This window comes from Microbulbifer maximicatervae (SeqCode) (assembly GCF_052467325.1).
The window spans coordinates 1,643,824-1,656,588 of record NZ_CP174310.1 but is presented as its reverse complement, the minus strand read 5'-3'; the positions used below and the strand labels follow the sequence as shown (position 1 = coordinate 1,656,588).

The 12,765-nt window shown below is 45.1% G+C and carries 8 protein-coding genes; 3 read left to right on the top strand and 5 right to left on the bottom strand.

All coding sequences use genetic code 11. The features are described 5' to 3' along the window. The first annotated feature begins 330 nt into the window (after positions 1-330). Positions 331-1,413: an alpha/beta hydrolase gene (locus tag ACJJIE_RS07520; RefSeq protein ID WP_444894146.1), complete on the top strand. Its 1,083-nt coding sequence runs from the start codon at positions 331-333 to the stop codon at positions 1,411-1,413. A 618-nt stretch (positions 1,414-2,031) separates the two neighbouring features. Here the strand turns inward: ACJJIE_RS07520 and ACJJIE_RS07515 are convergent. Both ACJJIE_RS07515 and ACJJIE_RS07510 read right to left on the bottom strand, forming a co-directional pair. Further along, complete coding sequence (locus ACJJIE_RS07515) at positions 2,032-2,799, bottom strand: LytR/AlgR family response regulator transcription factor (protein WP_444894145.1); 768 nt, start codon at positions 2,797-2,799, stop codon at positions 2,032-2,034. Further along, positions 2,789-3,841 carry a sensor histidine kinase gene (locus ACJJIE_RS07510; protein ID WP_444894144.1) on the bottom strand — a complete coding sequence of 351 codons (1,053 nt, stop codon included), beginning with the start codon at positions 3,839-3,841 and terminating at the stop codon, positions 2,789-2,791. Before ACJJIE_RS07510 ends, ACJJIE_RS07515 begins: the two co-directional genes overlap by 11 nt. A gap of 394 nt (positions 3,842-4,235) precedes the next feature. Between ACJJIE_RS07510 and ACJJIE_RS07505 the strand changes: the two genes are divergently transcribed. Both ACJJIE_RS07505 and ACJJIE_RS07500 read left to right on the top strand, forming a co-directional pair. Beyond that, positions 4,236-6,053: a haloalkane dehalogenase gene (locus ACJJIE_RS07505; RefSeq protein WP_444894143.1), complete on the top strand. Its 1,818-nt coding sequence runs from the start codon at positions 4,236-4,238 to the stop codon at positions 6,051-6,053. 350 nt (positions 6,054-6,403) lie between these two features. Then, entirely contained in the window at positions 6,404-8,167 is a 1,764-nt protein-coding gene (locus tag ACJJIE_RS07500; RefSeq protein WP_444894142.1) for a DUF885 domain-containing protein, read from the top strand. Between the two features lie 590 nt (positions 8,168-8,757). Here ACJJIE_RS07500 and ACJJIE_RS07495 read toward each other — a convergent pair. Genes ACJJIE_RS07495 through ACJJIE_RS07485 form a run of 3 tightly spaced genes read right to left on the bottom strand, consistent with a single transcriptional unit; the run spans position 8,758 to position 12,760 of the window. Then, positions 8,758-9,921 (bottom strand): acyl-CoA dehydrogenase family protein, encoded by a 1,164-nt coding sequence (locus tag ACJJIE_RS07495; RefSeq protein ID WP_444894141.1) that lies wholly within the window; start codon positions 9,919-9,921, stop codon positions 8,758-8,760. 11 nt (positions 9,922-9,932) lie between these two features. Then, on the bottom strand, positions 9,933-11,957 hold the full coding sequence (locus tag ACJJIE_RS07490) for an acetyl/propionyl/methylcrotonyl-CoA carboxylase subunit alpha (protein WP_444894140.1): 2,025 nt from the start codon (positions 11,955-11,957) through the stop codon (positions 9,933-9,935). Beyond that, entirely contained in the window at positions 11,957-12,760 is an 804-nt protein-coding gene (locus ACJJIE_RS07485; RefSeq protein ID WP_444894139.1) for an enoyl-CoA hydratase/isomerase family protein, read from the bottom strand. Before ACJJIE_RS07485 ends, ACJJIE_RS07490 begins: the two co-directional genes overlap by 1 nt. Positions 12,761-12,765 lie beyond the last annotated feature (5 nt).

Here is a 12,765-nt window from a genome sequence, read left to right as displayed (position 1 = left end):
TTAGATAGACAGTTTGATTAACCCATCCTCCTATATTGAAGATAAGCAAAGTATAGAGCATTAGTGCCTCATATTATACAAGTAATACTTGGCTGTCGGTTGTATCAGCTTTAGTGTACGCTGTCATCTATATCGAGATAAAGTTATTCTGCAACTGCCATGAATAAGCGGAAGGTTAAATTGTGCGAACGGAAAAGCAGTTTGATAAAAGCAAGTTTGATGTATAAGGCGTTTTGACTGAATCAATTAATAATCAAGAGAGCCTCAAGGGAGTACAGGCAAGCTATTATATAAAGATCTATCTGATTCACCTTGACAAAGGAGCAGAGCATGTATGTTATCACCAATCGTGAAGTGCTTGCGAGAAAGAAGGGTTTAAACCAGTTTGGTAAAAGCGTCAATCAAAAAGGTCCTAATGAGTTGCGGATAGCGAAAATAACTAAAAAGAAAAGAGGTTGGAACGTAGAGTTTTTGGCAGATGATTTAACTCGGGATGAAGCAAAGCTACTCATCAATAAATATAAATTGCCCCTTGATGCAAAAGAAAATCACTATGTCAGTTTGAAAGTTGCTTGTGAAATTGCAGAAGAAGCACGTGAGAAAAAATCCCATATACTTTTTTTTGTGCATGGGTATAACAATGATATGGGCGATATTGTAGATCGAGCTAAAAAAATAGAAAAACAATACGGTGTGATTGTAATAGTATTTTCTTGGCCCGCAAATGGTGGAGGTATAATCGGAACTATAAGTTATAAATCAGATAAACGTGACGCAAAAGCATCAACTTGCGCACTGGAACGTACGCTGCATACATTTCATGAGTACTTGCGCCTCATTACAGAATCACGGAGAAGTGAGCTTTATAAAGCGGCTTCTGAAAAATATCCAGATAATCCTGAGAGAAAGGAAATGCTTTTCAGTAAGTTGCTGAAGAAGGAGTGCCCTTTTACTGTGAATGCTTTATTTCACAGTATGGGGAATTATCTTTATAAGCAAATGCTGAAGAGCACAATCACAGAGGGCGGTGGGTTGATATTTGACAATGTAATATTGGCAGCAGCTGATACTAATAATTTTGATCATAGTTTGTGGGTTGACCGTATTGCGTTTCGGAAACGTTGTTTTATCACTATTAACGAAAATGATCGTGCGCTCGGAGTGTCAAGAATTAAATCTGGCTATGAACAACTTGCACGACTTGGGCACTCTCTGAGGAATTTAAATTCTAGAAACGCTCACTATATCAACTTCACTAACGCACCTTGGGTTAAGGGCTCACATTCCTATTTTGCCAATTCGTCGGTGAAGAAAAATGCCAAGGTACACAAATTTTTTCAGAGGGCGTTCTCGGGTGAGTCTGCGGAAGATGAGCTGTATTTTCATGCGGAAGGAAATTGGTTCAGTTTTTGATGGGCTTGGTTATTGGCTGACAATTATTCAGCTTTTCGGCAACTTAATACTTGAATATATTTCAAGCAGCAAAGGAGGTAAGTAACCGAAGCAATACTTTTTCTTCGAAAAGTTGTTCAGTCGGAATGAGTTATGGCGGATATTATACACAAATGTAGGCTATCAAGCATCAGTAGTTGTTCCGCTGTACAGTCAGTGTGGCGGTGTCACAGGTATTAATCTCGACCTGAACTCACCCTGTGCAACTGAGGCTTAAAGTAAGTGGTTTCTGGAGAATGTTGGAGATACTGTTAAGAACAGTAGCACTCTGAAGAATATTTCACCGGTATATCTGGCACAAAACCTTCAAAGGCCTGTATTTATTATTCATGGTGAGAAGGATGAAACTGTTGATGGTGAACATATGTACCGCATGAATATGATGTTAAGTAAGTTTGATAAGGACTATGAGTGAAAACTATATCCAGATATGGCTCATGGTCCTACGGATAGTGAGCACCATAGAGCTATTTTTGGGTCGATCATCAGCTTCCTTAAAAAGAACATGTAGGTTTCTGGGATTATGGAGGCTCGGAGTAATTTCATAGCTGTATTTGCGGGATTACTTAGAGCCATCTATTACCCAATTAGAGAGCTAGCTGAGACTTTAATACTCTCCTTTAAGATGGATAGAAAACTGCGAGATACTGGGATAAGTGTATCTGTTCCGGAAAGCCGGACAAAATGACGTCGTGACTGTAACTTTAATTCAAGGATTCTATGGCTGTTAATGATGTAGCTTCGATGTAATCGGTAAAAAGTTTCCTTAGGTAGCTGCTCACTGAAACTGTCAAGTGTCATATCTGAAATAATGGTATTTGTATTGTGAGATTTAACTCCTGTCTCGGTAAGGTGGATGCGACGATAACGACCGATACTGTCGATATAGTTTATTTGGTCATATTCAAATATCTTCATTTGATTGTAATCACTCAAAACCAATCGGTTTCCGCTTGACGAAGACGTCTGTTGCCCTAAGGCATACATCTCTTGCCGTAATATCTTGCAAATGCTTTTCTTTATTAATTCTGGATGAGCAGGCTTTGTCAAATAGTCAATTGCATTTGTGTCGAACGCACGCAGGGCATAGTGCTGATAGGCTGTTAGGAAGACAAGTTGATAGTTTATATGTTGAGTTGCATTGGCCACATCAAAGCCATTCACCTCTGGCATTTCAATGTCAAGGAATACGATATCAGGGCTTTTGGTTATGATCTGCTTTATTGCTGACTTTCCATCAGTTACTTGCGCCACAACTTTCAATTCATCGAAAGTGTTGATTACTTCTATTAAATTGGATCTTGCTGCAGGTTCATCATCGACAATAATCACTTTTTTAGTATTCATTTTCGCCATTTCCAACCTGCGGGGTTATGGATGAATTTACTTGTGGGAAGCGAATTTTCAAAGTTGCTCCTTCACCGCTTGAATTTAACTTAAGGGCGTGGTTGTCACTGAAATTGACTCTTAATGTTTGAGTAAGAATACGTAATCCTTCACCATAAGTGATGTTCTTGTCATCAAAGCATGCTCCTGTATCCTGAACTTCCACTTCTATGTAGCTATTATTTAGTTCCACATTTACACTCACATGACCACTTTTAGCGTAGGGTGCAATACCGTACTTTATGGCATTTTCCACAGCTGGCATTAATAGTAATGAAGGTATATTCATTCCATTCAAATTTTGTGGGCAGTCAATATCAAAGGTAAATCGATCCTCAAAGCGCTTTTGCTGCAGCAAGAGGTATAACTCGATTAATCTTAGTTCTTCCTCAATAGTTATCCATTGGGTTTTGGTTAAGTTGATTGTGTCCCGCAATAAATCGGAAAGGCTGTAAATGAGCTCTTTAGCTTTTGATGGGTGCTGAATGACCTCTGATGCAATCAAATTTAGAGTGTTAAATAGAAAGTGAGGATTTGATTGCATTTTAAGTATTTGTAGCTCTGCCTGTTGTGCATGAAGCCGCGAGCGATAGAAGAAGCTTTGCTGTTGAAATATATATATGGCAAAAATATAAACTGTGGATTCAAGTAGCATTATCGCCAATGGTAATATTTTAATATCAGGTACTTTGAAAGTTAATGGGGGTTCTACGATCGGTGCAATGCTTATAAATAGAAAAATGATTACAAATGGTCTAAGTAAGTAGGTGTGTTTTTCTTTTAATAATCGTAGAGGGCTGTTGGGAAGATTTTCAATAAAAATGAAAAGAAGGTGACATAAAATGAATGTTCCCCATATTTTAGCTGTAGCCAACAGGAAGAGGTGGGGGGTTAGTGACTCAAGTGAATAAAGTGTAGCAGATACGATAAAGATATTCACCCATGGCCAAATTAGAAGAAATATCCATGCTTGGATCTTATTTATTTTGCGAAATTCAAACAAGGTTCCTTGCCTATATTGCATTCAATATCGATTTTATATATCAGAATATCAACAGTGAATGATATAGGTAATCTCATATGAAAGAAACTTGCCATTTGCTCCATTGAGCTTGAAATATGCACCGTTCATACAAAACATTCCCGATTGCAAGCAAATTTTTCAGTATCTAAGCATAAGTTTATGTATCTCCGGTTCTTAAATTGGCGGAAGTTAGTCATGTGCTTTTTTATAGAGTTTTCCCTGTTTAATTAATGATAAAACTTCCAACAGTTCTGGTCGTGCGGAGATTTTCACCATCCGCACAATTCTGTCATGGGTGGATGCTCTGATGGTGATATGAATATCCTCTCCAGTTAAAGGAATTTTTATTTAATGTAAAAGGAAGGTTTATATTATGAATTATTCTTTTGTCTCTATATCTATAACTCCCCAGTATATCTCTCTATTCCGGTGCCTGTTCGGTATCTGCTTTTTGGGTTCCCTATTGGTTGCTTGTGACTCGGATAACTCTGAAGATGTCTCAGGGACAGAGATTCCCTTAGTTACAGGCCCAAATAGCGATGCTTGTAAATTGTCTGAAAGTGAAATACATGCAACCGCTACGGGTTTGGAATACATTGTTACTCCCGATGCCTGTTTTGACTCCCTTTCCGGATATGAGTTTGAGCCAAGTTACGTAGAAATTGACGGCTTAAATATGCATTACGTGGATGTTGGGCCTGATAATGGTGAAGTTATACTGTTACTACATGGTCAACCCAGCTGGTCCTATTTATACCGAAAAATGATCCCTATCCTTGCTGATGCCGGTTACCGAGTGATTGCACCAGATCATATTGGAATGGGAAGGTCAGACAAGCCGATCGACGTCACAGTTCATCAATATGAACAACATGTTGCTTGGACTAAGGCGTTTATTGATAAGTTAAATTTAACTGATATTAATCTGTTTGTACAAGATTGGGGAAGTGTTATTGGTCTTCGTATTGCAGGTGATATGCCACAAGTTATCGGAAGGCTAGTTGTCGCGAATGGTGACCTTCCGGTGATTCCATTGGGGGGAAATCCTTATATATACCCGACTTTTGAGATTGATGAATCACTGGGTGATGCAGAAACATTCTTTACTTCAAAGTCGACTGACAGGGTGGAGGGATTCCAACAATGGATTAACTATGCTTCTAGTGTACCGGAATTAATTGCTGGAGATGTGGTACAAACATTGACTATTAACCTGCTAAGTGATGAGGAAGTACTTGCGTATAACGCCCCCTACCCAAATATTGAGTATAAAGCGGCAATACGAGCATTTCCTGCGATGATGGTAGGCATTGAAATGCAGAATTTTTCTGCCTGGAAAACACTTGGAGCTTTTCACAACCCATTTATGTTTAATGCCGGTGAGTATGATATCAACTTGGGGAGTATTGAAACGCAACAGAAGTGGGTGGAGCATGTACCAGGTTCGGATGATGGTGATCATAGGCGCTTTGCTGCAGGCCACTTTATTCAAGACGATGTAGGCGAGGAATTGGCCATACACTTTTTAGATTTCTTGCGAAATACTACGGTTGAGGAACCATTGCAAGTTGGCGGTCCACTCTTTAATTTTCGCTATTGTGAGATATTACTGTCTTATCTAGACGGAGCTGAGGAGTCAACAGAGATTTGGGGTACCCCGGGTGTTAATTTTTGTCCCCAAAATCAGTGGGATGCTATCAACTTCAGCGATATAGAAATTGAGTATGGTGCGCTTTTAGCAATCCCTAATGGGCCGCGTTTTTTTGTGGTGGATGAAATTTTAGGTGGCGATATTGTCTCACCTAGTCCGGATGATGAACATCGTTTTTTCGGTGACTTAGAAATGCGCTTATTGACCACCATGAATTATAGTTCTGATCTCGGAGAGAGTGTTTCCTATATTCCTGGACAAGTACTAAGGAATAATACTTGGTTGTTTTATGAAGGCCGCCGTGTTTATGAGCTAACTGATATCAATGGGCAGGTGTATATTATGCAATCATTTAGTCGTATTGAGGTCTCTGATTTTCAGTTTGACGATTTAAAAGACCTGGGAAGTCGCCTCAATCTGCCAGAAGGCTGGACATTTAGAAGTCGCATTCTAAGTGAGCCATTAGAAGTTTCCGCCATCGATGGTATTGCTGAGGTGGTACAAGACGACTTAGGTAATAGCTACCAGTTAGTGCCGTAATATAAATGAAGTAACATTCATCGGTGTTATAAGGAATTACTGTTCTTTAAGAAGCCCATTTTTATCAAAGTGGGCTTCTTATGCATCGCCATACCCTTCAAGTGCATAGGTTAAGGGAGGTTTAGGTGGTCTCTATGTCAAGTTGCTAGCGCTTGTTATTTATGACTCTGCCAATTAAACGAGTTCCGCGCTCTATCTCTGGGATTTATCTATAAATATCCTCGCTTCGCCGATATTCCGCATTTGAGGTGTTGAAACTCATTTTGTTACAGTGCCTACTATAAAACAGGAAGTTGAAGTTTTCTTTGTAGAAACCTTTTTAATGAGTTTTATGTTGCGGTCTTATAAGAATGATTAATGTAAAAAGAGCGGGTTTAGGTGTATTGGTAGTTTCATCGGTCCTAATGGGATGCTCAGTTATTGATAACCAAACTGATGTGGCCGGTAGGGAAGCTATTGACAACTCGGCGCTACTCCATGATCTAGCGGATCAATATGCCGAAGCTTATTTAGAAAACTTCCAGCCGTACGCTTACTTCTCAGATATGGAGCTGGATAGGCACAACCTTTTTTTAAGTAACTCCCCCAGTAACGCTGCCTCTCTAGCGGCATCTGAGGACAGAATACTCAATAAATTGGCAGAGATAGATCTTAATGGTCTAAAAAATGATCAGGAAAAGGTATTCTACTTCAAACTGAAAGAGCGATTAGAGTCCAATGTTGGCCTAAGGGTGTGTAAAACTGAACTCTGGTCTGTTGATCATATGTTTGGCCCTCATATCATTCTTGGCTTTTTGACCGAGGTACAGCCGGTTGAAACAGCCCAAGAAAAGGCAGATGCGATTGAACGTTGGCTTGACGCGGCTCGTTACTATGAGCAAGAAATAGCCAATCTCCGCCGGGGGTTAGAGCAAGGTTACTCCGCACCTCAGAGTGTGGTTAAGCGAGTCATTCAGCAAGTTGATGGGTTGACCCAAGTACCTATCGATGAGCACCCCTTCTTGTGGTTAGCGAAGAAAGCTGGGGACCCTGAGTTTGAAGCTGCATTTAAACAGGTGCTTTCAGATCACGTTATCCCCTCAATGGAGAATTACAAGAATTTTCTAGAGTCTGCCTATTTACCTGAAGCCAGAGCCGAGCTTGGTATCCATGCGATCCCTAATGGCCGTGAATGTTATATGGCTCAGTATCGTTCTTATACGACTTTGCAGAGAACACCAGAAGAAGTTTTTGAGTTGGGTTTAAGTGCTGTCAACTCAAACAAGAGCGAAGTGGTTCGCTTAGGCAAGGAGTTCTATCAAGTAGATTCCTATTCTGAGGCAGTGGCAAGGGCCAGTGAGGATAAAACTCAGAAATTTAATAGCGCTGATGAGATGCATCAGTTTTATGAGCGCCTGGTAGATAAGTCTAGAGATTTAACCGTTGACTTCTTCCATGAAATGCCTTTGATCGAAATGGAAGTAAAAGCTATCCCTGAGCATGAACAGGGCTCAGGTCGCAGCGCACACTATATTCCGGGCACCAAGGAGCGCAAGGCGAGATTTGGATATGATCCGACAACTTACAAGGATGAGTCTTACGCTTCTGCAGAGAAGGTTACTATCCACGAAGGGTACCCGGGCCATCATATGCAAATTGCTCTCGTACAAGAGCAAGAAAAGTTTCACAAAATAGAAGATGCTTTGTCTAACTCTGCTTTTGCTGAAGGTTGGGGTAGGTACTCTGAACATCTAGCGGAAGAAGCGGGAATGTATCAGTATGGGTCAACCAAGATCCTAAGGCGAGCATGGCCTGCGCGAGGTATGGTAGCGGATACCGCAATGCATGTACTCGGTTGGAGTGATGAAAAGGTTGCGGAGTTTTTGCAGGATTCTGGCGCTTCATTTGCTAAAGGCCCGAGGACTCTGATGGACCGAATGGCGGTTATGCCTGCGCAGCTTACCTCTTATGATTCTGGTGCCCTCGAGATTTTCGCCTTGCGAGAACTGATGCAAAATGAACTTGGTGAGGACTTCGATATTAAGGACTTCCATGAAATCATTCTGAGAAATGGCAATGTTCCTATGGCCGTACTAAGTGAGCAGGTAAGGGATTTCATTCAGGACAAGAAGTAAGGGTAGCTGCGTTTAAGTCTGATCTCGGGCTCGTGTTATTGCGAGCCTGAGCTACACAGTTGGGTGCCAATTAATTTTTGACTAAGTGTCAGCGCTATATAAGTTGGGTTCCCGAATTGGGCTATGTTTAATTTTTTTACTATAGTGTTTTTTTCCTTCTCAGTTACGATTTTAATCAGTCACCTTAAGTTATCTGATCTGATTAAGTACCAATTTGAGAGGCACCATGAGAAATGGCTTAGGGATGGAAGTCCGATGGCTTTGTTTTTCAAGCCGAGGGGCTCTTCCTTTTATGCCTTTCAGGCTGTATGTAACAAGTTGGCTCGAAGGGAGAGGCCGGATTGGATCTTTGGTGATCCTTATGCAGAATTACTATATGGAAAAATGAATTTTTGGGATGAATTTTCTAAATATCACATAATTCTCTTCGCTATCTCTATATTTTCATTCCTTTGGTAGTTATTGAGATGGTTATAAAGTGGGTAGTTAATCGTTCTCTTAAGAATTTGCTGTTGCCTGAGTCAAAGTAACTACCCCAAATAAAGCTTCGTAACTATTAATATGGTGTTTTCAGGGGGGCCTTACACTCACTAAATCCCCATTTGCCTGGACGCCAGATCCCGCATAATTTCTTCAGATCCGCCACCAATCGCATTCACCCGCACTTCACGATATATACGCTCAACACGGCTGCCACGCATATAGCCTGCGCCACCCAACACCTGCATAGCCTCCCGAGCGCAGAACTCAAGGGTTTCTGTGGCTTGGACTTTGAGTAGTGCGATATCCGCTACTTTGAGCTGATGTTGTTGCTCTGCCCAGGCACAGAGGTCCAGATAGGCTTGGGTGGCATTGATACGTTGAAGCATCTGGGCAAATTTGTGTCGAATCACTTGGTGATTGGCGAGACGCTTTCCGAAAGTCTGGCGCTCCTGGGCCCACTCAATGGCGTCCTGCAAACAGACCCGGCTGAACTCTACACAAGAGGCGGCAATGCCCAGGCGCTCGCGATTGAAGTTGTGCACTATGGGTAAGAAACCTTGGTTCTCACCGCCAATTAGATTACTCGCGGGGATGCGTACCTGATCAAAAAAGATACTGGCCGTATCAGAACACCACCAGCCCTGCTTTTTATCGAGCAGCTGCCGGCTAACGCCTTCGGCATCCGCAGGGATTAAGAGCAGGGAGATACCGCCGAAGCCTTCCTCGCCAGTGCGCACGGCAGTAGTAAACCAGTTAGCGCGCATACCGCCGGTGATATAGGTCTTTTCGCCGGTAACGATATAGTCATCCCCATCACGCACTGCGCGGCACTGGAGATTGGCTACATCGGAGCCTGCGCCTGGCTCGGTAACAGCCAGGGAAATATGCTTTTCGCCACGTAATACCGAGGGAATAACCTGATCTTTTAGGGCCTCACTGCCATAGTGCAGTAATGGGGGCAGGGCAATGCCGTGGACCATCAGGCTGGCGTAGAGGCCACCAGCGCCGGGGCGGGCTAACTCCTCTGCGGCAACAATCATATGGAAGACATCGGTTTCGATGCCGCCGTAGTTTTCCGGATAACTCATCTGCAGAAGGCCAACTTCTGCGGCTTTTTTCCAAAGCTCGGCGGGTAGCTCGCCGTCTTCGTCCCATTGAGTGATGTAGGGAGTAATCTCACGGTCGACAAAGCGGCGCAACTGGGTGCGCCATTCCTGATGGCCTTCGTCATAGAAGGGGCTTGCCATGCGGGAGGCATCAATATCGTACATGCTGATCTCCTTTAGGAAGTAGCGTCGCTGGGGATTTTGGCGGTTTCCGTGGGAGTGGCTTCGATCTGAACTAACAGCTGGCCACCGCGTACCTGGTCTCCTTCACAGGCGCCCAGTTTAATTACGGTACCGTCGCGGTCTGCGCGCAGGGCGTGCTCCATTTTCATGGCTTCCATTAAGGCGATAGTGTCTCCCCGCTGAACGCTTTGATTGGGCTCAACCAATACCTGCACCAGGCAACCGTCCATAGGAGCCGTGATGCGACCACTTCCTTCGTTAAGGCTCGATTTGGCGGGGGCGTGGGTGATATCGACAAAATGAAATTGCCTGCCGTCTAACAGGAGATGCAGATTGCTTTGGTTGGCTAGGAACAGTCTCTTTTGGCTAACGCCATCCAGCAGGAGTTCAGCGCTATAAACTCCACTTTCTTTTTGTGATTTCTCAAAATGGACCCACTGAATCAGGAACTGCTGGTCGCCTACTGAGATTTGATAAGAATTATCTACTAACGCCAGCAGCTCACAGTTTAGAGTTTGTCCTGAAATTTCCAGTCGGTAGTTGGTCGGCACGCTGTTGTCGCCACTGCGCCAGTCACTGCGGCCGCTGCGCCGATCCTGAGGGTTGGCTTGGTGCAAGTGATTCAGTAATGCGGCTTGGGCTGAAACTACTGCTGGAACCGATTCTGCGGATGTCAGCGTGCTGTTTTGGTCGAGAAAACTGGTATCGGCATCGCCAGCGATAAACTGTGATTCGGCCAGGATCTTCTGCAGGAAATGGATATTGTTTTTAGGACCGATAAATTCCAGCTGGCTTAGGGCTTGGGTTAGCTTGCGCCGAGCTTCTTCTCGATCCTGCCCCCAGGCAATTAATTTGCCGAGCATGGGGTCGTAAAATGGCGTAATTTCACAACCATTTTTCAAAGCGTGGTCGATACGGATTCCTTCTCCCTTTGGCGCTACCCAGTGGAGTACTTTTCCGGCCTGGGGCAGGAATTGTTGTTCCGGGTCTTCGGCATACAGGCGGACTTCAATAGCGTGCCCCTGCTGGGTGACTCTCTGCTGGGAAACGCATAGGGCTTCGCCGCGTGCTACTGCCAGTTGCCAAGCTACCAGGTCAAAACCGGTTACCATTTCTGTTACCGGGTGCTCTACTTGCAACCGGGTGTTCATTTCCAGGAAATAGAATTCGCCATTGGGGCAGAGTAGAAACTCTACGGTGCCCGCGCCTAGATAACCGCAGGCTCGCGCGGCATCGACTGCGGCTTGCCCCATTCTTTCCCGCAGCTGGGTGTCGACCGCTGGGGAAGGGCACTCTTCGACCACTTTTTGATGGCGTCGTTGTACGGAGCAATCTCGCTCCCCCAGGTGAATACAGTTGCCATGACGATCCGCAAATACCTGGATTTCGATATGGCGAGCGTTGACCAGTGCCTTTTCCAGAATCAACTCGTCGCTGCCGAATGCACTCATGGATTCACTGCGGGCAGCACGCAACTGGGAGGCCAGCTCGTTGTCTCCGTGAGCCAGGCGCATGCCGCGCCCACCACCGCCTGCGGCAGCTTTGATCATTAACGGGAAGCCAATGCGTCGCGCCTCGGCGACCAGGGTGTCGTCGTCCTGGGCACCCTGGAAGCCGGGAATACAGGGTACGCCGGCAGCGGCAGTAAACTCCTTGGCTTTGCGTTTGTTGCCCATCAATTCTATGACTTCAGCACTCGGGCCAACAAAACTCAGTCCATTCTCTTCGCAAGCGCTGGCAAATTCCGCATTCTCAGCGAGAAAGCCGTAGCCAGGGTGGACGGCAGTGGCTCCGGATTTTTTAGCTGCGGCGAGAATTTTTTGGATATCCAGATAGGACTCCGCCGAAGTCTGCCCGCCAATGGCTACGGCGATATCGGCAGTCTGTGCGTGAAGTGCATCGCAGTCCGCATCGCTGTAGACGGCGACTGTGCGATAGCCTTCCGCCCGAGCAGTTCGCATAATTCGCAGTGCGATCTCGCCTCGATTGGCGATTAACAGGGTCTCTGTTGTCGACATCAGTGCTGCCACTCCGGTGATCGTTTTTCCAGAAATGCACGGGCGCCTTCCCGCCCTTCATGGCCTTGAATTGCACGGGAAAACTGCTGCGCAGCGCCGTCGAGCAGTTGGCCGAGGGCAGTCTCATCGCTCACCCGTGCAGCATCCAGCAAGATCTGCTTGGTCGTTGCCAGGGCGCCGGGAGCGCAGGCATTGATCGCACCCAAGTGTTCCTGCAGCGCGCCTTCGAGGGCTTCGGAATTATCGAGCAATTGGTGGATTAACCCAATTTCCAAGGCCTGCTGTGCGTTGACTTTTGCTCCGCTCAGGGCCAGGCGCCGGGCCTGGGAGAGGCCGACCCGTGCCACGACAAAGGGAGCAATTTGTGCAGGCGGTAAACCCAGGCGGGTTTCCGGAAGGGCGAAGCGGCAACTGCGATCGGCAATGGCAATATCGGCACTGCAAGCGAGCCCGAAACCACCGCCCATTACGGCACCTTCCAATACGGCAATGACTATTAAAGGGGTGCGATTAAATCGCTCCATCAATTCACCGAAACGACGGTTTAGGTGAAAAAACACATCACTATTTCCATCGCTCGCGCCCTGCTGAGCATTGAGCATATCGGCAATATCGCCACCGGCGCAGAAGTTGTGTTCTGCACCCCGCAGTACCAACGCTCGCACCTGAGGATCTTCTTCCGCTTCTACGAGTTTTTGCAGAAGCTCATCTACCATTTGCAAGCTGATGGCGTTGCGCTGTTGCGGGCGATTTAGCGTGAGATGGCGGGCGATGCCGATGGTTTCATCAATAATTGTCTCCATGGCCT

Coding starts and splice junctions, on each gene's coding strand:
- ACJJIE_RS07520 (WP_444894146.1), top strand. CDS start 331: ATGTATGTTATCACCAATCGTGAAGTGCTTGCGAGAAAGAAGGGTTTA.
- ACJJIE_RS07515 (WP_444894145.1), bottom strand. CDS start 2,799: ATGAATACTAAAAAAGTGATTATTGTCGATGATGAACCTGCAGCAAGA.
- ACJJIE_RS07505 (WP_444894143.1), top strand. CDS start 4,236: ATGAATTATTCTTTTGTCTCTATATCTATAACTCCCCAGTATATCTCT.
- ACJJIE_RS07500 (WP_444894142.1), top strand. CDS start 6,404: ATGATTAATGTAAAAAGAGCGGGTTTAGGTGTATTGGTAGTTTCATCG.
- ACJJIE_RS07495 (WP_444894141.1), bottom strand. CDS start 9,921: ATGTACGATATTGATGCCTCCCGCATGGCAAGCCCCTTCTATGACGAA.
- ACJJIE_RS07490 (WP_444894140.1), bottom strand. CDS start 11,957: ATGTCGACAACAGAGACCCTGTTAATCGCCAATCGAGGCGAGATCGCA.
- ACJJIE_RS07485 (WP_444894139.1), bottom strand. CDS start 12,760: ATGGAGACAATTATTGATGAAACCATCGGCATCGCCCGCCATCTCACG.